The following is a 19,766-nucleotide window of genomic DNA, read 5'->3' on the forward strand; positions in this document are numbered from 1 at the left end:
CAGGCAGAGCCGGAAGGTCAGCGGCCTCGCGCGTCCGCGAAGGCGAGCGCGTGCAGTCGGATGGTGAAGTGCCAGCGCCGGACCGCGACCGCATCCGCGAGAGTCCGTGTCGTGGCGGTGATCGCGTCTGCGGTGGTGCCCTCGGGCATCACCCACACCGGCGCGAGCCGGTGAACGTCGGCGAGCTCGGCGATGCGGTCGAGGTCGGCCACCGAAGACGCGACGAACTTGAACGCCGCCCGCCCGGACGCCACGAACGCCTCCAGCGCGGCCGGCACCACGCTCTTGGCCTCGTCCATGCCGAAGCTTGCGATCTTGGGCGAGACGTTGAAGCGGACCCCGTCGACCAGCAGTTCGGGCGTCGGCGCGATGGTGCCGTTCGTCTCGAACTCCACCCGCTTCCCGGCGGCCAGCAGCGCCTCCACGAGCGGCACCAGGCGGGCCTGCTGGAGCAGCGGCTCCCCGCCGGTGATCACGACCAGCTCCACCCGTGAGGACGTGGCCCAGGCCACGAGCTCGGCCACCGTCTTCTTCGTCGACTCCACGCGGGGGTTGAACTGGGACCAGTCCCAGGTGTACTTCGTGTCGCACTTGGTGCAGGTGAGGTTGCACCGGGACAGACGGATGAACAGGGCGGGGTGCCCACAGCTGGGACCCTCGCCCTGGAAGGTCGGCACCTCGACGCCGAAGCACTCGGCGACGATCAGCCCAAACGCGGCGTCGGTCGCCGCCAGGTCGGCGCTGATCGGCGCGGGGGCGGTCACTGCGCCTCCACATCGAAGCGGGCCCAACTGCTCGTCGTCTCGCGGACGAGGACGGCGACCAGGCGGCCGTTGACCGCCGGCTGGAGGTTCTGGATGAACCAGCCGGCGAGAAACTGGGCCAGGCGCTCCGACGTCGGCTCGAATGGCAGGACCTCGTGCAGGTTGCGATGGTCCAGCTCGGTGCCCAGGAACTCCTTAAACGGGGCGAGCGCGCCGAAGTCCGTGACGAAGCCGGGCTCCTCCAGTGTGGGCGCAGTCAAGATGACCTCCACTTCGTAGCTGTGGCCGTGCTGGCGGGCGCACTTGTGGTCGGGCAGCAGCCCGGGGAGGCGGTGGCCGGCCTCGAAGGCGAACTTCTTGCCGATGGTGAATCCACCGGGCGGAAGCGGAACGGAACCGAGGTCCATGATCATCCTTCGTGAGTCGTGTAGTGGGCGGCCCCAGCCGCCAGAGGAATTCCCACAGAGGCAGGTCCGCCAGGGGGACGGGCCCTGGCGCGTCGTGCGCACCGGCATCGTGCCGGGAGCGCTGACGGGTCGGCGGATCGGCCGGATACCCGGCTCCCGACATCGGCCGACTCCCACGATGCGCCCGAATCTGACCTGTCGTCATTGCCGGTCATCCGTAGGAACATTGACGGGTCTGCGCAATGTCCGTCCCGGAGCCATGTCGTCCTGGACGGTCCAGGGACCTGGGGGAGGGGCGGGCAGTGGGCGGGGTTACCCGAAAACGTCGTGCGGAGATCCAGCGGGAGGCATCCCGGATCCGCGCTCAGTGCCAGCGCGAAGGGCACGCCCAGGAGCGGATCGTCACGACCCTTCGATCGGCGCTGCCGGAGCTGACGGCATTGGAGGCGTGGCGTCTGGCTCTGGGGTGGTCGCGGCCCCAGGCGATCCGGGAGGTGGCCGCCGTCTACCTGGCCGACGGCCTGCTCCCGCCGAACCTGACCCAGGCCCTGCTCTGCCGCTATGAGCACGGCCAGGCGGATCCCGGAGACGAGTACCGGCTGATGATCTCCCGGGCGTACGGGGCCCGTCCCGACCAACTCGGCCTGGCGACACGCTGCCTGTGGTGCAGCACCTGCGCGACTCCGCCGCCACTCCACTACGGTCAGCATCAGCGCGAAGAGATGAACATCAGCCGGAAGGAACCCATGACCACCGCCAGTGGGCTGCCCGCCATCCGCGAATCCGTCCAGTGGGCCGTGCTGGACGCCCCGGGCGGCTCCCCGGCGCTCGTTGCCCTGGCCGAGGCGGCCGTGGAGCACTACGCCTTCAACTACAGCAAGCATCCGCCGGCTGTTCTGCTCGAAGAGGTCCGCGGGACCCGCAACCTGCTCTCCACCGCGACGGCAGCGGCTGACCGCGAGACCGAGTACGGTCTTCGACGGCAGGTCGGCTGGCTGTCGGCCCTCCTGGGTAACTTGGCCTACCATCTGGACGATCGCGCCGGGGCCCGCACCCACCTCACCCTGGCGGGCGCTCTCGGCGAATCCACCCAGGAGAAGGCGCTCACCGCCTGGGCCAGTGGCGCGCTGGCCATGGTCGCCACCGCCCGCCGCGACTGGGACCACGCCCGCCGCCACGCCGAATACGGTCTTCAGCACGCCCCCGAGGGTCTGCGCCGGGCACAGCTCCTGGGCTGGGCGTTGCTGCCCGCGCTCGCCGCCCTGCAGCGGACCCCAGAAGCCGACGACGTGGTAAGCGAGAGTGACGAGATCATGCGTTCGGCGGCCGAGCTGCCGGGGCGCTTCGGATACGACCGCGCCGAGCACCGTCTTCACGTAGCCGAGGCCTACTTGACGCTTGAACGGTGCGACCGAGCTGCCGACGTCGCGCGCGAGTCGATCGCCGCTGCGCCCGCCGAGACGCCGGCGTGGGTCGCGGCCACGCTCGTCCTCGCGCTCGCCGAGGCCTGGGACGCACCGGATCAGGCGGCCAACCGTGCGCTGGGCGTGCTCGACCTGATCCCTCCGCCGAGGCTTCGCGCGACCGCCCGGAACCGCCTGACCCGTCTCGGCCGCCTGCTCGACAATTCGACGACGGCCTCGGCAACCGAGCTGGCCGAGCGTTTGCGAACGCTTCCGGCCCCGATCCGTGCCGACGGGACAGCCGCGTAGCCTCCTGGTGTGGCCGAAGAGGCGTACGCAGGCCACGTCTTTGGTGTTCACCGTGCCGCCTCCAGCCGCCGTAGGACGCGATCCGCGTCCACGGCCCTGAAGCTGCTGTACTGCTCCAGGGACCGGGTGTAGAAGGAGACCGCGCCCTTGCCGTCCGGAGGCGGCCATGCTCTGGCTGAGCAGCTCCAGACTGCGGGCGGTCCACTGCCGGGAGCCGTTCTCGGCGAACTCCCCCTTGGCCTGCTGCCCGTCTGTTCCGCTTCCGAGTGGTGGCCCGCCAGGGAGTGCGCCCGGCCGAGAGGCTGCCTCCGCTGCTCGGCAAGCGCGCGTCGTGCCGATCCCCCGGGCACCGAGTTCCCGCAGCAGTCTCACCTTCCGGGCCAGGTGAGCGCCGTGGCTGACGGGAGATGGAACCCGGCCCACCGGGTTCAGGTTCCCGCGCAGCCGGTTCCCATCCTGCTCCGCCAGGTGGACGCGTGCGGTCGTTGGACCACCCTCCGCGACGCCGCTGGGAACGTGGTCAGGGCCGCGTGCAGCAGCACCGCCGTTGGCTGCGTGACGGCGCTCGGCGCCGCTGTTGTCCCACCGCGCTTGTCGGAGAGTCAAGGGAGCCGGGGTGAGACGGGTCATAGTGCGGTCCAGTCGGTTGGCTTGAGGGCGAGTGCGCCGTAGCCATGGATTTCGGTCGGGGGGATCTGCTTGGTGTCGGGGTCGGGCTGTCGCCATTGATGGACGGGGGTGATTCCTGGTGGGACGAGGGCGAGCCCGTCGAGGAACGAGGCGATGGCGTCGTGGTGGCGGGTGCGGGCCCTTATGGCTTGGCCTGCGAGGAGGGTTTCTGCGCGGCGCATGGTCTCGGGTGCGAAGTCGTCGGTGGTGTGGCTGACGGCGACGGCGCTGCCCGGGGGCAGGCCGTCGATCAGGGTTTGGACCAGGCTGTAGGGGTCGTCCTCGTCGGGGATGAAGTGGAGGACGGCGATCAGCAGCAGCATGACGGGGCGGGTGAAGTCGAGGTGCTCCCGCGCGGTACGCAGGATCAGGTCGGGGTTGCGCAGGTCGGCCTGGGCTGCGGCGGTGGCGTCGGGCCGGTCGCCGCGCATCAGGGCTGCGGCGTGGGCGACGACGACGGGGTCGTGGTCCACGTACAGCACCCGGTAGGTGTCGGGCTGGATCCCTTCGAGGATGTCGTGAGTGTTGGGTCCGAACTGGGCGGGGTTCCCGCAGCCCACGTCGAGGGCCTGGCGGATGCGCAACTCCTTGGCCGCGTAGCGGGTGACCCGGTTGTGGAAGGCGCGGTTCTCGCGGGCCATGAGCTGTGGGTCGAGTCCGAGGCCGGCCATCTGGGCAGCGATGTCGAGATCGCTCTGGTATGCGTCGCGGGCTGCGGGACCGCCCTGGTAGGCGCTGTAGAGGCGGGCGGTGCTGACGCCTTTCGGCGGCGGGGTGGGGTCGTCGGGAGCTGCGGGCGTAGCAGGTGCGGGCATGAGGGTTCTCGCAGGGGAGGCCGAGGGTGAGGGTTGAGGGTTCTACGTGTGCGGGGTAGGGGGCGTCAGGCGGTGGCCGGGTGGGTGAGCGGGAACCCGGTGGGCAGTGTGCGGGCGAATCGGCGGGACCATTGCGGCCGGCCTGGGGTGAGGGCTTCTTCGGCGAGGCGGTGGAGCTGGATGTCGCTGGTGCCGGCGGGGGGTTCGATGCACTGGGCGTCGCGGTGGTAGCGCTCCATGGGCGTTTCGGTCAGGAGTCCGGCGGCGCCGTGGGTTCTCATGCCGAGTGCGGTGGCCTGTAGGGCCGCGGTGACGGCCTGGTACTTGGCGGCGATGAGATCCATGTCGCACGGCTGTCCGAGGTCTAGCCGGCGTGCGGCGTGGTAGACGGCAAGCCGGGACACCCGCAGCAGGGCGTCGATTTCGCCGACGCGGGCGCGGACCACGCCTTCGTCGGCGATCCGCGGGCGGCTGGTGACGTGGGTGGTGGTCTGGTCGAGTGTGGCGCGGTGGATCCCGAGGGCGACGGCGGCGAGGTTGAGCCTGCCGCACAGCACGCTGGAGGAGTAGGCGACGTCGAGTCCTTCGCCGACATCTCCGATGCGGTGGTCGTCGGGTATCCGGACGTGGTCGAGGACCAGTTCGCCGAAGGAGAACCCTCGAAGACCGAGGCGGGGTGTGTGGGGAGTGAGGTGGACACCTTTGCGGTCGTGCTCGACGAGGAAGGCAGTCAGGTTCCGGCTTCCCCGGTCACTGCTGGTGCGGACCACGACACCGTGAAGGTGTCCGAGGTGGGAGTTGCCGACGAACACCTTGCGCCCGGCCAGGACCCAACCCTTGCCTTTGCGACGGCCGGTGGACCGCATGCCCAGGACGTGGCCGCCGGACTCGGTCTCGGTGACGGCGATGGTCGGCAGGAGCGTGCCGCCGGCGATCTGAGGGAGCCAGGTCCGCTGCTGTTCCGGGGTGCCGAAGTGGAGGATCTTCGCCACGCCCAGGATGGATGCCTGGACGGCGGCTCCCATGGCGGCGCTGCGGCGGGAGATCTCTTCGATGACGCTCGTCCTGGCGGTGTGTCCGGCGTCCATGCCACCGTGGGAGGCGGGGATGGTCACGCCGATCCAGCCCTGGCGGGCCATCAGGTCCACAAGGTGGTGTTCGACGGTGCCGGTGGCCTCCATGTGCGCGACGCGGGGGGTGATCTCGTTGTCGGCGAACTGCTCCACACTCTCGCGCAGCTGATGGTGGTCATCGGACAGGAGGCCGTAGGGCATGCGGTTCTTCCTCTGCTCCGGGCGGGGGCGGGCTATCTGACAGGCGTGTGGGTGAGGGCGTGCCAGGTGCGGTCGCGGTGTTCCTTGACGAGCTGGAGGGTGGTACGGGCGGTGTCGGGCCGGTGGGGGGAGGTATCGACGATGCAGACGGTGCCCAGGACGAGGCCGGTGTCCGGGTCGATGAGGGGTGCTCCGGCGTAGGAGCGGATCCCGACCTGGTCGACGACCGGGTTGCTGGCGAAGCGGGCGACGGTGCACACATCGGGCAGGACCAGGGCGGTGCGGCGTTCCACGAGGGATGGGCAGTAGCCGTGTTCCAGGCTCATGGTCCGGTCCACCTCGGGCAGGGGGGAGCCGGGGGGCGGGGTGTGCAGGCCAGCGAAGAACTGGCGGTCGGTGATGAGGTTGACCATGGCGTACGGGGCGCCAATGGCGTCGGCGAGGTCGCCTGCGAGGCGGTCGAGGGCAGGAGAAGGGGTGAGGACGAGGCCGAGTTCGGCCAGGCGACGGGCGCGCTGGTCGGGGCTGGAGGTCACAGGTCGGCTCCGGCGGTGGCGAGGGTCCGGGCGTGGCGGACGAGGTGGATGAGGGTGGTGGCGGCGGAGCGGGTTTCGCGGGCGTCGCAGGCGATGATCGGCACCTGCGAGGGGAGGTCGAGCGCGGTGCGCAGGGCCGGTTCGGGATAGCGGTGTGCGCCGTCGAACTCGTTGACCGCGACGATGAACGGGATGCTGGCCTGCTCGAAGTGGGCGATCGCGGTGAAGCAGTCCTGAAGGCGGCGGGTGTCGGCCAGGACGACCGCGCCGACAGCGCCTTCCGACAGCGGGCCCCAGGTGTGGCGGAACCGGTCCTGGCCGGGGGTGCCGAACAGGAAGAGGACCATCGGCGCTGGGGTGGTGAAGGTGATGCGGCCGAAGTCCATGGTGACCGTGGTGGTGGTCTTGCCCTCGATGCCGGACAGACTGTCGGTGCCGGTGCTGGCGCAGGAGATCGTCTCCTCGGTGCGCAGAGGGGGGATCTCGCTGACGGCGCCGACCAGGGTGGTCTTGCCCGCGCCGAATCCTCCGGCGATGACGATCTTCAGCGTGACCGGGGGGCCGGTGGCGGCTGTGGTGTCAGGCGGCGGAGAACTTACGGTCGAGAGCGACAAGGAGGGCCTCCAGGAACTGCGGGTTGCTGCCGTCGGCGACGGCCGGGGTACACAGGACGAGCGCGCCCTGGTCGAGGAGGTCGGCGGTGATGACCTTGGTGACCTGGACGGGCAGCTGGAGACCGGCGGCGATCTCGGCGACCGACGTCCCTCCGCTGCGGCACAGCGCCACGGCCTGGGCGTGTTCGGGGGCGAGCCGATCCGGGGGCGGCTGCGGGCCGGCGCCGATCAGCGATTCCAGGCGCAGCGGGTAGCGGGGGCAGGTCCTGCCGCCGGTCAGGCCGTAGGGGCGGACCCGTGGCTCAGACACCGGTCGGGGGATGCTGTGGTGTTCGTCGGCAGGGGCGTGCTGTAAGGCCGTCACGAAGCCGGACTCCCCTCGGCGGTCCGGTCGGGGGTGGTCAGGTGCTCACCGACCCGTCTGACCAGCTGCCCCATTTCGTGCCCGATCACGCCCGCATCGGCCCCGGGGCGGGCGCGGACCGCGAGCAGGCTGCCGTGGCCGGCGCCCATCACGAACAGCAGGTAATCGTCGTGCTCGATGACCGCCTGCCGGACCTCGCCCGTGGCGGTCGTGCCCAGAGGGCCGGGCGCGGACATGCCGAGTGAGTGGAGCCCGGACGCGAGTGCGCCGATGGGGTCCGCGTAGTCCCTCGGGAGCCCGGCGAAGCAGCGGGTGACCCCGTCCCGGGACGCCAGGACCGCCCACCGGGCCTCCCGGGTCACGGTCAGGAATCGCTCCAGGAGCCAGCCCAGGTTCCCGAGTTCCTCGGCAGCTTTGCGCGCTGTGGTGGGCATGGTGTGGTCGTACGGCATGACGGATCTCCGATTTGCCCCGGCCGCCAAGGCCCGGGCATGTAGGTGGTGGACGTAGTGCCGTGGTTCCGGCTGGTCAGGAGGGCGGAAAACGGTCCGGGCCGTGGGTGTCGGCACGCTGGCGGCCGGCGCTGAAGGCGCCCATCAGACCGGCGGTGGCAGGCCCCGGATCCTCCCGCGCCGTCCGGGGGCCGGGAACCTCCGGCCCAGCTCGCCGGGTGCGCCTGGGCAGTTCGGGCAGTTCCCCGCCCGCCGCCGGTGCACCGGGCGTTGTGCCGTTTGCTGCGGGCACCGGCTCGGCGGACGGGACGGGCATGGCGGAATCTGGGTGCTGCAGTGTGCCGAAGCCATGCCCCGTCGACCCCGGACGGACGGGCGTGGGGACGTGATCGAAATCGGCGTGGGGATATGAGAGCGGGGGCTGCCGGGACGGTTGACGGGGCCTCTGGTGAACGGGGGCCGGGTCCGGCGGGAAGGCCGGGCGAGTGGCGGAGGTCGTTGGTGCGGTTATGGTGATCAGGCTGTGGGGCAGGATGACCCGGGCGGTCGTCCCGCCCGCGGTGTTGCCCTCCAGCCGGACGGTGATGCCGTGCTGGCGGGCGAGGAGCGCGGTGACCAGCAGCCCGATCCGGCCGTCCTGCAGATGCGTCCGGACATCCTCGGGACGCGGGTGCTCCAGCAGCCGGTTCGCCCACTCCAGTCGGTCGGGCAGCAGGCGCAGCCCCCGGTCCTCGACCTCGATCACCAGCCCGGTCGCCGCATGCTGTGCCTGGACGAGCACTTGGTGCTCGTGACTGAAGTACAGGGCGTTCTCGATCAGCGCCGTCAGCAGGTGCACCACGGCCGGACCTGCGTGCGGCACGACCGCGATCGGCTCCCGGGGGAAGGAGGCGCGGGCCCGGCTGAAGTCCTCGGTCTGCGCGATCGCCGACCGGATCGCCGTCGAGACCAGCACCGGAGTTCTCGCCCCGGGCAGGGTACGGCCGCCCAGCACCGCCAGGCTCTCCACATAGCGGCGCACCAGCGTCACCGTGTGGTCCACGCGGAACAACCCGTCCAGCAGCTCCGGATCCTCGGTGTCCCGCTCCAAGTCGTCCAGCACGCCCAAGGCCCGCGTCACCAAAGAGGTCATCCGCGGCGCGATGTTCGTGATCACGGCCGCCCCCGGATCCCTCTCCTCCCGTACCACCTGTGCCGTGTGATGTGCAGCCTCGCGCCATGTCTGGGCCAGCAGACTCTCCATCGCGGCCAGAGGATCCGCCGCCACCTGCGGCATCGGCACCAGAACCGGCACTTCTGGTAACCGGCCTTCCCGGGCCGCCCGTAGCACCCCGGTCATCTCCGCCCGCCCATGAGCGACCGTGTGCTTGTAGCGCTCCAGCCACGCGGCGACCTGCTGCCGCTCCCGCAGCGCACGGTCCTCACCCGCCACCAGTTCACGGGTGTGCGCAGCAGCCGTCCGCCAGGCGCGGGACCGGCCGAACGACATCGCCGCGACCGACGCGGACACCGCCCCCGCCACGGTCCACCCCGGCCCCAGCCCCGCGGCAGCCGCCCCCCACGCCACGGACGGCACCACCGCCCCCGCCGCCAGCAGCGCCGCATACCCGCCGTTCGGCCGCATCCGCCCCGGCCCGCCCCGCAGGCGAGCACGTCCCCCGGAAGCCTGGGCCCGATCGGAAGTCGCCACTACTCAAGTCCTCACGTTGAAGGGAAGGCCAGCCCTGCCGTCCGGTCCGTACCGGTCCGTCGGCGGGGATGCGGGAAGACGAACAGGGGGTGCGGGTGCCGGACACAATTCGGTGATGCGGCAGCGTGCGCCCCACCCCCGCCAGCCGGCAACCCGGCAAAAACACGGAAACCGTGCTCGGATGCTGTGTTCCGTGACCTGTAATGGAAACCCCGCGACCATCCGTGACAACTCACGGAATCTCAGACAGGGTTGTGGGCCCGGTCACTACACTCCAGCGAAATGATCTCGACCGCGGAGGGGACGAGATGCCCGACCAGCACCCACCCGCCTGCGCGAAACGCCAGCGCGAACAAGGCGGACACCGCACCGTCCAGGAAACCGCCGAAGGCATCGCCGCCTGCTGCTCCGTCAGCCTCCTGCGCGCCCACCGCCTCGCGCGCGGCTGGACCCTGCGCCAGGCCGTCGACACCTACCGCCTCATGACCCGCGACAACCCCACGGCCCCCCGCATCGACCAGGAACAGCTGCGCCTGTGGGAGACCCACCCCGACCGCCGCCCCCGCGCCGCCACCATCGACCTCCTGTGCGCCCTGTACCGTGCTGACGCCCGCACCCTCGGCCTCAGCACCTACCCCGGCACCGGACCTTCCGACGACGAACCTGAGGTCCGCGCCCCGGAATCGGAGCGCCGGGCAGGCCACGGGCTGCCGCCGGCGATGGCGGGGGACCGGCTCGACGAGATCCTCAACCATTCCCGCCGCAGCATCGAACAGACCCTCGCGCGGGCCACCGCCAGCCCCCACCAGCTCGACCTGCTCGAAGAACGCCTGCTCCACCTGCGGGCCGACTACCTCGTCACCCCGCCGCAGGACATGCTCGGACAGCTCCTGCCCGAACTCGACGACCTGCGCCTGCTGGCCTCCGAACGCCAGCCCGCGACCGTCCAGATGCGCCTTTCCGAGTTCACCGCCGTGCTGGCCACCCTCATGGCCGATGCCCTCATGCGCCTGGGCCGGCTGCGCCAGTCCCGCGCCTGGTACGCCACCGCCCGGGCGGCGGCCGACGACAGCACCAGCACCGACCTGCGTGCCCGCGTCCGCGCCCAGGCCGCGATGCTCCCCTACTACTACGGCCCCCTGACCGCGGCCGCCGCGCTCGCCCGCGACGCCCGCATCCTCGCCCGGCACCGCCCCACCCCCACCGCAGCCCTCGCCGCCGCGGCGGAGGCCCGCGCCCTTGCCCGCCAGGGCGATGCCGCCCGCGCCGCGGAAGCCATCCGCACCTCCCGCGACACCTTCGACCGCGCCGGTGCCGACGACCCCGACGACGCCTTCGCCTTCCCCCGCCGCCGGCACCTGCTCTACCTCAGCGGCGCCCTCACCCACCTCGGCCACACCCGCCAGGCCCACGCCGTCCAGCAGGAAGCCCTCACCCTCTACACCGGCCACCAAGGCATCGACCCCGCCCTCCTCCAGCTCGAACAGGCCATCTGCCTCGCCACCGACCGCCACCTGACCGAGGCATGCCGACTCGCCGCCGCGGCCTGCCTCCGCGTGCCCCAGGGCCAGCGGACCGCGATCCTCACCGCCCGCGCCCACGACGTCCTCAACACCATCCCGCCCGCCCTGCGCACCGCACCCGCAGCCCGCGAACTCGGCGACGTACTCCAGGTCACAGCCACCTCCAGGTGACACAGCCCGCCGGGCTCGGGGAGCCTGGGCACCATGACGCCAACCCCGCTGCCCGGCGGCTACACCCCCGCAGAGCTGACCGGCCTCATCGCCCGAGCGGGCCGCGCACTGGGGCTCGACGGCCACCAGCCGCACCTGCTGCGCGGGCACACCAACGCCGTCGTGCGCCTCGGCCCCGCCGTCCTCAAGATCGCCCGCAAGGGCACCCCTGCACCGGCCCTGGAGCACACGGTCCAACTCGTCCGCTGGCTGACGGACAGCGGCTTCCCCAGCGTGCCCCTGCACCCCGGCGTCCGGCAGCCCCTGCAACTCGCCGCCGACGCCCCGGCCACCGTGTGGACCTATCTGCCCCAGCCCGCCCGGCCCATCATCGCGGCCGACCTGGCCGCACCGCTCGCCGCCCTCCACCGCCTCTCCGACCCGCCCGTACCGGTCCGGCCGCTGGACAACCTCGACGCGATCCGCCGCTCCCTCACCGCTGCCCGCACCCTCGACGCCGACGACCTGGCCTTCCTCCGCCACAGGACCGACCGCCTCGAACACCGCCTGAAGGACGTGCGGTACGAACTCCCGCCCGGCCTCGTCCAGGGCGACGCCCAGCACCGCAACGCCCTCCACGACACCGCAGCCGGACGCACGGTGCTGTGCGACTGGGACACCCTCGCCCACGGCCGGCCCGAATGGGACCTGGTCACCGTCGAGATCCACTGCCGCCGCTTCGGCCACGGACCCGCCCACTACACCGACTTCGCCACCGCCTACGGCTTCGACGTCACCGCCTGGCCCGGCTACCCGGTCCTGCGCGACATCCGCGAACTGCGCATGATCACCACCAACGCCCGCAAAACAGCCCACACCCCCGGCTCCCTCGCCGAAGTCCGCCGCCGCATCAAAGGACTCCGCGAGAACGAGCACGCACTGCCGTGGAACATCCTGTGACCCGGTGAGTCCGGCGACGGGGGGAAGCACGCTCGCGGCACGTCCGGGGCGGCGGAGGGAGATACGGTGAGCGCAGCGGCCGACGGCTCGGCCCGATTCGCGGCCAGCGCGGAGGCGAGCAACGTCGGACCCGCCGTCATGGAACAGCTGACAGACCGCCCGTTCCTGTGCGGCGGGCTCGCCGGGCACAAGGGCCTGCGCGCCTGGGTCCGCGGACTGCAAGCCCTGATCGCCTACTGGGACGGCCGCCCCCGCGACGCCGTCGACCTCACCGAATCCGCAGCGGCGTTCACCCCCGGGAGCGGCACCGCGCACATCCGCCTGGCCGCGATCCGCGCCCGGCCCTGGGCCACCTGCAGCAGACCGAGGACGCCATCGCCGCCCTGGGCCACGCCGCAACCCTGCGTGACCAGCTCACCTTCAGCCAACCGCACTTCGACCCGCGCCGGGTCGGCCTCTACCGTGAGCACAGCGCCTCCGCGCGCTACACGGCCCTCCCGGCGCTCGGCCAAGAGATACCGGGAGGGCCTTTCACATGCCCCCCATCGGCAAGGTGCCGCCCCAAACCCGCACCTATCCGTCGGCAGGCATGCTTACCGATCTTGTCGGCACCAAGCTGCCCAAACTGCCACACTCATAGGCATTTTCAGTGACGTTCAACACCACCGCCCGCCTGGGACAGGGCGAACTCGACGCCGCCGCGGGCGAGATCCACGACGTCATCTCCGTGAGCGCCCGCCGCGCCACCGAAAGCGTCAACCGCAGCTTCGACCGCTTCGGCCACGCCCTCGTCCACCATCCCGCCGGGTCCGCCCCGCAGGCATCGCGCTGTACGAGGCGATCACCGCCCACCAGCATTCCCGTAGCCTCGAACTGCCTCCCGGAGGAGCCTCGTGATCATCACCGTCCTGCACCCCGGAGCCATGGGCGCGGCCGTCGCCGCCGAAGCGGTGGCCGTCGGCCATCAGGTCCTGTGGGTGCCCGACGGCCGCAGCCCCGCCACCCGCACGCGCGCTGAACAGGCCGGACTCACCGCCGCAGGCTCCCTTCAGGAAGCCCTCGACGCCAGCGAACTGGTGATCTGCGTCTGCCCGCCGCAGGCCGCCGAAGACCTTGCCACCACCGTCGCCGCCCACGACTACCAGGGCATCTACCTCGACGCGAACGCCATCAGCCCCCAGCGCGCCGAACGCATCGCCCACGCCATCCGGCCGGCACCGGTCGTGGTCGACGGCGCGATCCTCGGCCCGCCTCCCACCGGCGGCCGTTCCTGCCGCCTCTACCTCGCCGGCCCACCCGATGCCACCGACCTGATCACCCGTGTCTTCACCGGCACAACGGTGCACCCCCGCACGGCGGGCGAGGCGCCCGGGGCGGCGTCGGCACTGAAAATGGCGTTCGCCGCCTTCCAGAAATCGGCCCGCACCCTCGCCGCCGTCTCCCACGCCCTCGCCGACACCCACGGAGTCAGCGAACTGCTCACCGAGGAAGCAGCAGTCATGCCCGCGGACATCCTCGCCGACCCCGGCTACCTGCCCAGCGTCGCCGCCCGCGCCTGGCGCTGGGCACCCGAAATGACAGAGATCGCCGACACCCTCCGCACGGCCGGGCTCCCAGTCGACCTCGCCACTGCCACCGCCGCCGTCCTGACCCGCTGGTCCGACGACAAGGACCGTTACCAGATGCCTCTCGACGAGGTGTTCGACCACCTCCGCGACAGCACCTGAACCACCGCCGGACACACCTGAAACCGCAACGTGCCAGTCGCGTGGCCTCACGGTGCCACTTGCTGACCGCGCCCCACGCGGCCCCGGCACCGCACCGGACTCGGGGCGAGCCTGTCCATGGCCATGCCTCCCCGGACCGCGAACAACCGCACCCGCCACCACGAGGGCTTCAAGGGCACGTCGCCGTGGAGCCGGAGACCTTGCCTGTTCACCGAGGTGGCCCTGGCCCCGGCAGCGGCCTGAGAACCACGAGGCGAAGGTCGCCGAGGGTCTCCCGGCAGATGAGACCGAGCCGGTCGAGGTCCTTGGCGACTCCGCCTACGGCACCGCCGACCCGCGCGAACACCTCGAACAGGCCGGCCACGACATTGAACCTCTTCCAACCTCACGGGTGGTTGGGCTGGCAGCCCCGGCGGCGGGCATGAAGAAAGTCCCTGGTAGACGGGTTCACGACCAAGATCACCAGTCCGCCAGGAGCTTCCGCGTGCTTGTCTACCCGTCCGGCATCGATCTGTCCAGCCGCACTCTGGGGCATCTCTCCGGTCTTCTTGCAGGTCACCGTCGTCGGATCGGTTCACGCTGGCGTCGCCTGACCTGCGGCCGGCAGGCCCTGCTCGTCCTGGCCCACCTGCGCTGCGGCGACACCTACGCTCGCCTTGCCGCGGGCTTCCGCATCGGGATTGCCACGGCCTACCGCTACATACGCGAGGCCGTCGACCTGCTGGCCGCCCTCGCGCCCACGCTGGAACAGGCCATGACGACCGTCCGGAAGAAGGCGTACGTGATCCTCGACGGCACCGTGCTACCAATCGACCGCATCGCCGCCGACCAGCCGTACTACTCCGGGAAGAAGAAGCACCACGGGATGAACGTGCAAGTCCTCGCCGATCCCGCCGGACGCCTGATTTGGGCCTCGGACGCACTGCCGGGAGCCACACACGACCTGACCGCGGCCCGGACCCACGGCATACCCGCCGCCCTCGCCGCAGACAACATCAAGTGCTGGGCCGACAAGGCGTACCAGGTCGCCGGCCCTGCGATCCGTGTCCCGATCCGTGGCAAGCGCCTGCGCGGCTGGCGCCGACGCCACAATCGCGATCACGCCAAGATCCGCAGCCTCGGCGAACGCGTCATGGCCATCCTCAAGTCTTGGCGGCTCCTGCGGAAACTCCGCTGCAGCACCACCCGGATCACAGCCGCTGTCCGTGCCGTCGTTGCCCTCGAATTCGCCACCTGATCAAGATGGGAAGGGCTCCCTGCGCCGATGGCCGGCCGGCACGGTGACGGTCCGCTCGCAGGATGCTCGTAGGCTTGCATGCCATGACGACGCGGACAGCGGGGGATCAGGTGCTCAATCCGTGGACCCGCACGACCAGGAACGCACCGTACGCGGTCCCCGAAGACCTGCCGCACTTGCAAGCCCTCGCCGACACCCAAGTCCGCCCCTCGCACGCGCCGTACCAGCTCAACCTGACACTCCCGCCGGAACCGTTCATCGGCCTCCACGACGCGCCCCTGGTCGTGCTGCTGGCCAACCCAGGCGTGAGCGACGCAGACCCGGCCGCCTACGCCCGGCCCGGCGTGACCGAGCGAACCCTGCAACACATCGCGAACGTCGGCGGGACCCCCAACCACTTCCTGACGCACCCCGACAAGGACCATCCAGGACTCCGGTGGTGGTCCCGGACCCTGAACGGCCTGACGAAGCAGGGGCACAGTCACGACGAACTCGCCCGGCAGATCCTTGCCGTGCAGTTCCACGGCTACCATTCGCAATCGTGGCGGCCGATCCCGTACACACTGCCCTCCCAGTCCTTCGCCTTCTACCTGGTGCGCCGCGCCATGTCCCGTGACGCGGTGATCGTCCTCGGGCGCATCGCGGCCACCTGGAAGATCGCTGTGCCGGAGCTGGCGTCGTATCCGAATGTGGTGACGCCGAAACAAAACCGGAGCGTGCAGATCAGCCGGGGCAACTTCAGCCCTGAGAACTTCGAGCGGATCGAGCAAGCCCTCAAGAGCTGAGCACGCACGGCGATGCGGTGCGCGCCCAGCGGGAAGGGCGGTCAGAGGTTGGCACGCGCTTCGGCCAGCTTCACGTCCGCCGCCCGCATCTCCCCGCATGCCTGCGGGTGCCTCTGATCCATCTCCTCAAGCCGTACCGGCGACTTGGACAGAGCCGTGGTCGCCTTCAGGTCCAGTTCGGCGTCGAACTCGTACGGCTTTTGCGAACCGATCGGCGCCGGTCGCGGCGACGACTTCACATGCGCCATCGCCGCGATCTTTCCTTCGACCCCGCCGAAGTAGATCCACAGCCGGTCACCGTCCCTCATCCGCTTCAGCGGCTTCCCGAGCCACCACTCGGTCGGACCGGAGTCTTCGCGCGCCAGCCTCGCGACCCGCGCTGGAGTGGAGGGGCCGTTCTCGATCGTGTCGCGCTCCGGGTCCAGGCAGTACAGCCAGTCCCGAGGGTTGACGACCTGGTAGACGGCGCGTCCGCCTCGGTTCGGAATCTTTTCCAGCACCTCCTGCTCGGTCAGCGCCCGCAGCAGTGCGCGGGCCCGCTTGTCGTCGGTCTCCCAGCCGTAGCTGTTCATGGTGGCGACGACGCGGGCCGGGTCCCACTCTCCGTCCTCGCCGGTCACCCGGCTCTCCAGCGCCTCCACCTGGGTCAGCCGTGTCTGATTGCGTGGCCGGCCGTGCCGTTCCAGCAGGTCGTACAGCTTTGCTGCGCCCATGCTCGCGGCGATGCCGAGGGCGCTCCGGTCCACGGTGCCGCTTTCGTCGACCGCCACGATGGCCCTCTCCCGCCAATCCTCCAGGCCCTCCAGCAGTCTGGTCACGGCTTCGATGTCCCGCCACAGGTCATGAGGCGCGGCCTGCTCCGACAGCAGCACCTTGTCTTGCAGTGCGGCGCGCACCACTCGGGCGAGCTGGTCGGAGGAGATCACGATGCTCTCCTGGCTTCCGTCGTCACCGAAATTAAAGTCAACCCGCGTCGCCATGGCGACTCCTCTTCTCTGGATTGGAGAGGAGATTACATCCTGCTTCTGTCGGCACGTCACCGCTGCGACGGAACTGGGCAGTTGGGCATCCCGAAGCGACCGGTCAGGTCGCGGGCGCGGCCCGGCGTGAGGCCATCGAGGTCCTGGCCGCCCGCGCCCCGACCCTGGCCGAGGCCATGAAGACCGCCACAGCCAAGGCGTGCGTCATCCTGGACGGCACACTGCTGCCCATGCCGGACGGCACATCCGAGTCCCCTTCTGGGGCCGTCGGCTCAAGCGCTGGAAGCGACGGCGCAACAACAGCCACGCCAAGATCCGGGGCGTCGGCGAGCAGGCCATGGCCGTCTTGAAGGGCTGGCGCCTCCTGCGGAAGCTCCGCTGCGGCACCAACCGGAGCACCGACTTCGTGAAAGGCCGTCCTCGTCCTTCACTACGCCTCAACGTGAGGTTGGAAAAGGCTCATTGTCCTCGAACCGCCACCGCTGCGGCGGCGATCCCCGGCGGCTTCAACCGCGACGAATTCCCCCTGCAGTTGCTGCTCGAACTGTTCAGCCACCGGGCCGTTGCCGGCGCTCCCCACGATGCCGTATTCGAATTGGGAACCGCCCGCGAACGAGAACGCACGGCCCGTGAACCGGGTTGGGCAGCGGCTTCTGCTTGATTCACTCATAGCAGACGGAGAACTGCTTGTAAGGACTTGAATGCATCCCGAAAGGATGTCAACGTACAACATCCTTAGAGGCTGGTCGAGAAATAGCGAGGTGTCACGTTAATTCGGTCGAGGCGACTTTCGTGCATGTTGTCGCCCGGCCCGAGCCGCATATTGACCACTCCGGGGTTAGCGGTGATGGGAAGTGACTGTGCTCTCATTCCTCGGAGGCTCCGTGACGCGGAATCAGGCTGGGTGGGGGAGCGCGCAGAGCGATGTATAGCCGACGATCCCCGGTTCGCCAAACCGGGGATCGTCCGGATCCTTGATTTCGTTCGCACGGGCTGCTTGGCGGTGGACCCGTGGCGGACGCAGTCGACGTGTCACAAATCTATGAGGAGGTACCAGACGGCACTCGCGACTGCTGCTCTCGCGACACAGTGCTTGCTCGCTGATAGATAGCGGTGCTTCGCAGCCCCTGCGGAGCTCGGCGCTGATTCCGCCCCTTCGCTCCGCGTGCTTTCTTCCCAAGGGACCAAAGTTCATGCTCAAGTGCCCATCGGCGATACCTCATGCCCTTTTTCGCCTCGTGACAGCACGTCAGCCCGCCATCCTACCGAGCGCGGCCCTCCTTTGTGACTGCGAGGTGGCGTCGTGACAGCAGCGACGCGACCTGCTTCGCAGCTCACCGTCGATGACGTGTGCGACGAGCTGAGAATTTCCCGATCAACCTTCTACGACTGGCGCCAAAAGGGGCGGGGCCCGCTCTGCATCCGCCTACCCAACGGCACTCTCCGAATACGACGCCGCGATCTCGAAAACTGGCTCATTGATTGCGAGGACCCTTCCTGATGGACGTCGGCTCACTGGACGTTCGCTTCTACAAGATCGAGACGAACGAGCGGGCGAAGGGCAGCACCTACACAGTCCGCTGGAAGGTTGCCCACAGGAAGCACAGTAAGACCTACAAGAAGTACGCAGCCGCCGACGACGAACGCTCGAAGCTCATGACCGCGCATCGGAAGCGCGAGCCCTTCTGTGTCGAAAACGGCTTCCCGATCTCATGGTTGTCCAAGGCGTCCGAGGTCAAGTGGTTCGAGCTTGCCGTCGAGTACGTCGATTGGAAATGGCCGCGTGCTTCCGGGAACACCCGGAAGAACATGGCCAAGGCGCTGACTTCCGCCACCATCGCCCTGCTGCGTACGCCGCCTCCGGCGCACTTCGATCCTGTGATGGTACGCAGGGCGCTGCGGGAGTACGCCTTCAACGTCAACAGGCGCAACAACCCCGATGAGCTTGTCCCCGCCGAGGTGCGGACGATCCTCGACTGGGTCAAGCGGAACTCCCTCCCCATGAGTGCCTGGGAGAAGACCGAGAACGTTGACAAGGTCGTCTCCGCGCTCAGCACCCTCCTGGACGGCACGGCGGCTGCCGCCAGCTCGGTCATACGGAACGATCGGATCATGAACCTGGTCATGGGGTACGCGATCAGGCACAACTACCTGAAGCAGAATCCGCTCCCGAAGGGCAAGGAACGTGCTGCCCCCAAGGTGGCGCAGGCCATCGACAAGCGCTGCCTGCTGAACCGTGACCTGGTCGCGAAGATGCTGGACTGGATAGGCGAGCGTCCGCGTCGTGGGCGCATCTACCGGGCCTTCTTCGCCGCCCTTTACTACGCGGGCCTGCGCCCAGAGGAAGCCGTTGCCCTCCGTGTCGGGGACGCCACGCTGCCCGAGGCCGGGTGGGGCGAGTTCCTCGTGCACGAGGCCCAGCCCGAAGTCGGAAGCCAGTGGACGGACACCGGGGAGGTCCACGAGGAACGGGACCTCAAGGGCCGGGGCGAGGGCGACACGCGCGTCGTTCCCCTCCACCCGTCCCTTGTCGCGATCCTCCGCGAGACCATCGAGAAGTACGGTCTCAAGCCGGACGATCTCCTCTTCCCCGGGGAGAAGGGCGGCATGCTCGCCGGCTCGGTGTTCCGGCGCGTCTGGGCGAAGGCGCGCGAGGAGATCCTGACCAAGCACGAGCTCAAGACGCCGACCGGCAGGCGTGTGTACGACCTTCGTCACACCTGCCTGACGACCTGGCTCAACAGCGGCATCCCGCCCGCCCAGGTCGCCGAATGGGCCGGCAACAGCGTGCCGGTCCTGCTGGCCATCTACGCACGCTGCGTCGTCGGGCAGCTGGACGACTACCTGAAACGGATCGAAGGCGCCCAGGACCTCCCGGAGGTGGCGGCGTGAAAAGCGGCCTCGGAGCCCCGCGAACAGCGGGTTCCGAGGCCGCTCTGCTTGTGCACCGCCTGCAGCCGGGGCCCTCCGAGGCCCCGATTCTGTGGGACGTATGTGGGACGGACACCCGTAGAAGCCCGGTTTTGGCCGGTGTCAGCCGGACTTCGCCCTTGATGGAGTGCGAGATTCCGATTCGCCCTTGCGGTCAGCCGCACATGCTCTGACCT

20 protein-coding genes and 1 pseudogene are annotated in these 19,766 nt (G+C 69.9%); 9 read left to right on the top strand and 12 right to left on the bottom strand.

Annotated elements, in window-relative coordinates; translation table 11 throughout:
* Nucleotides 1–17 precede the first annotated feature (17 nt).
* Nucleotides 18–764 carry a 7-carboxy-7-deazaguanine synthase QueE gene (locus ACIBCM_RS23365; protein WP_399246175.1) on the bottom strand — a complete coding sequence of 249 codons (747 nt, stop codon included), beginning with the start codon at nucleotides 762–764 and terminating at the stop codon, nucleotides 18–20.
* Nucleotides 761–1,171, bottom strand: coding sequence for a 6-pyruvoyl trahydropterin synthase family protein (locus ACIBCM_RS23370; protein ID WP_399246177.1), 411 nt, complete (start codon nucleotides 1,169–1,171; stop codon nucleotides 761–763). Before ACIBCM_RS23370 ends, ACIBCM_RS23365 begins: the two co-directional genes overlap by 4 nt.
* Nucleotides 1,172–1,473: 302 nt before the next feature.
* Between ACIBCM_RS23370 and ACIBCM_RS23375 the strand changes: the two genes are divergently transcribed.
* Complete coding sequence (locus tag ACIBCM_RS23375) at nucleotides 1,474–2,883, top strand: Twin-arginine translocation pathway signal (protein ID WP_399246179.1); 1,410 nt, start codon at nucleotides 1,474–1,476, stop codon at nucleotides 2,881–2,883.
* A 626-nt stretch (nucleotides 2,884–3,509) separates the two neighbouring features.
* Here ACIBCM_RS23375 and ACIBCM_RS23380 read toward each other — a convergent pair.
* The 7 genes from ACIBCM_RS23380 to ACIBCM_RS23410 all read right to left on the bottom strand — a co-directional run bounded on the left by ACIBCM_RS23380 (nucleotide 3,510) and on the right by ACIBCM_RS23410 (nucleotide 9,297).
* Entirely contained in the window at nucleotides 3,510–4,367 is an 858-nt protein-coding gene (locus ACIBCM_RS23380) for an SAM-dependent methyltransferase (protein WP_399246181.1), read from the bottom strand.
* A gap of 65 nt (nucleotides 4,368–4,432) precedes the next feature.
* Entirely contained in the window at nucleotides 4,433–5,641 is a 1,209-nt protein-coding gene (locus ACIBCM_RS23385) for an acyl-CoA dehydrogenase family protein (RefSeq protein ID WP_399246183.1), read from the bottom strand.
* Nucleotides 5,642–5,673: 32 nt separating this feature from the next.
* Nucleotides 5,674–6,177, bottom strand: a complete 504-nt coding sequence (locus tag ACIBCM_RS23390; RefSeq protein ID WP_399246185.1) for a GAF domain-containing protein — start codon at nucleotides 6,175–6,177, stop codon at nucleotides 5,674–5,676.
* Nucleotides 6,174–6,791 (bottom strand): GTP-binding protein, encoded by a 618-nt coding sequence (locus ACIBCM_RS23395; protein ID WP_399246186.1) that lies wholly within the window; start codon nucleotides 6,789–6,791, stop codon nucleotides 6,174–6,176. Before ACIBCM_RS23395 ends, ACIBCM_RS23390 begins: the two co-directional genes overlap by 4 nt.
* Nucleotides 6,757–7,101 carry a DUF742 domain-containing protein gene (locus ACIBCM_RS23400; protein ID WP_399246188.1) on the bottom strand — a complete coding sequence of 115 codons (345 nt, stop codon included), beginning with the start codon at nucleotides 7,099–7,101 and terminating at the stop codon, nucleotides 6,757–6,759. Before ACIBCM_RS23400 ends, ACIBCM_RS23395 begins: the two co-directional genes overlap by 35 nt.
* 50 nt (nucleotides 7,102–7,151) lie before the next feature.
* Nucleotides 7,152–7,589, bottom strand: a complete 438-nt coding sequence (locus tag ACIBCM_RS23405) for a roadblock/LC7 domain-containing protein (RefSeq protein WP_399246190.1) — start codon at nucleotides 7,587–7,589, stop codon at nucleotides 7,152–7,154.
* A 94-nt stretch (nucleotides 7,590–7,683) separates the two neighbouring features.
* Nucleotides 7,684–9,297: an ATP-binding protein gene (locus ACIBCM_RS23410; protein ID WP_399246192.1), complete on the bottom strand. Its 1,614-nt coding sequence runs from the start codon at nucleotides 9,295–9,297 to the stop codon at nucleotides 7,684–7,686.
* A 308-nt stretch (nucleotides 9,298–9,605) separates the two neighbouring features.
* Between ACIBCM_RS23410 and ACIBCM_RS23415 the strand changes: the two genes are divergently transcribed.
* Together ACIBCM_RS23415 and ACIBCM_RS23420 are read left to right on the top strand one after the other, a co-directional pair.
* Nucleotides 9,606–10,991, top strand: coding sequence for a hypothetical protein (locus tag ACIBCM_RS23415; protein ID WP_399246194.1), 1,386 nt, complete (start codon nucleotides 9,606–9,608; stop codon nucleotides 10,989–10,991).
* A 33-nt stretch (nucleotides 10,992–11,024) separates the two neighbouring features.
* Nucleotides 11,025–11,930, top strand: a complete 906-nt coding sequence (locus ACIBCM_RS23420) for a phosphotransferase family protein (protein WP_399246196.1) — start codon at nucleotides 11,025–11,027, stop codon at nucleotides 11,928–11,930.
* A gap of 646 nt (nucleotides 11,931–12,576) precedes the next feature.
* Here ACIBCM_RS23420 and ACIBCM_RS23425 read toward each other — a convergent pair.
* Nucleotides 12,577–12,729, bottom strand: coding sequence for a hypothetical protein (locus ACIBCM_RS23425; RefSeq protein ID WP_399246198.1), 153 nt, complete (start codon nucleotides 12,727–12,729; stop codon nucleotides 12,577–12,579).
* 94 nt (nucleotides 12,730–12,823) lie between these two features.
* Here ACIBCM_RS23425 and ACIBCM_RS23430 point away from each other — a divergent pair, with 94 nt between their 5' ends.
* Nucleotides 12,824–13,657, top strand: coding sequence for a DUF1932 domain-containing protein (locus ACIBCM_RS23430; protein ID WP_399246199.1), 834 nt, complete (start codon nucleotides 12,824–12,826; stop codon nucleotides 13,655–13,657).
* Between the two features lie 208 nt (nucleotides 13,658–13,865).
* Here ACIBCM_RS23430 and ACIBCM_RS23435 read toward each other — a convergent pair whose 3' ends face one another.
* On the bottom strand, nucleotides 13,866–14,021 hold the full coding sequence (locus ACIBCM_RS23435; protein WP_399246201.1) for a hypothetical protein: 156 nt from the start codon (nucleotides 14,019–14,021) through the stop codon (nucleotides 13,866–13,868).
* A gap of 120 nt (nucleotides 14,022–14,141) precedes the next feature.
* Between ACIBCM_RS23435 and ACIBCM_RS23440 the strand changes: the two genes are divergently transcribed.
* Both ACIBCM_RS23440 and ACIBCM_RS23445 read left to right on the top strand, forming a co-directional pair.
* Complete coding sequence (locus ACIBCM_RS23440) at nucleotides 14,142–14,894, top strand: transposase family protein (protein WP_399246203.1); 753 nt, start codon at nucleotides 14,142–14,144, stop codon at nucleotides 14,892–14,894.
* An 83-nt stretch (nucleotides 14,895–14,977) separates the two neighbouring features.
* Nucleotides 14,978–15,679 carry a hypothetical protein gene (locus ACIBCM_RS23445; RefSeq protein ID WP_399246205.1) on the top strand — a complete coding sequence of 234 codons (702 nt, stop codon included), beginning with the start codon at nucleotides 14,978–14,980 and terminating at the stop codon, nucleotides 15,677–15,679.
* A 41-nt stretch (nucleotides 15,680–15,720) separates the two neighbouring features.
* Here ACIBCM_RS23445 and ACIBCM_RS23450 read toward each other — a convergent pair whose 3' ends face one another.
* On the bottom strand, nucleotides 15,721–16,659 hold the full coding sequence (locus ACIBCM_RS23450; protein WP_399246207.1) for a hypothetical protein: 939 nt from the start codon (nucleotides 16,657–16,659) through the stop codon (nucleotides 15,721–15,723).
* A gap of 128 nt (nucleotides 16,660–16,787) precedes the next feature.
* Between ACIBCM_RS23450 and ACIBCM_RS23455 the strand changes: the two are divergent.
* From ACIBCM_RS23455 to ACIBCM_RS23465, 3 genes and pseudogenes are all read left to right on the top strand, one after another.
* A pseudogene (locus tag ACIBCM_RS23455) lies at nucleotides 16,788–17,105 on the top strand (hypothetical protein); the annotation flags it as partial.
* Between the two features lie 857 nt (nucleotides 17,106–17,962).
* Nucleotides 17,963–18,160, top strand: a complete 198-nt coding sequence (locus ACIBCM_RS23460) for a helix-turn-helix transcriptional regulator (RefSeq protein WP_399246209.1) — start codon at nucleotides 17,963–17,965, stop codon at nucleotides 18,158–18,160.
* Nucleotides 18,160–19,551 (top strand): tyrosine-type recombinase/integrase, encoded by a 1,392-nt coding sequence (locus ACIBCM_RS23465; RefSeq protein WP_399246211.1) that lies wholly within the window; start codon nucleotides 18,160–18,162, stop codon nucleotides 19,549–19,551. Before ACIBCM_RS23460 ends, ACIBCM_RS23465 begins: the two co-directional genes overlap by 1 nt.
* Nucleotides 19,552–19,766 lie beyond the last annotated feature (215 nt).

This window comes from Streptomyces sp. NPDC051018 (assembly GCF_044456085.1).
In the GTDB taxonomy this organism is placed as follows: domain Bacteria; phylum Actinomycetota; class Actinomycetes; order Streptomycetales; family Streptomycetaceae; genus Streptomyces.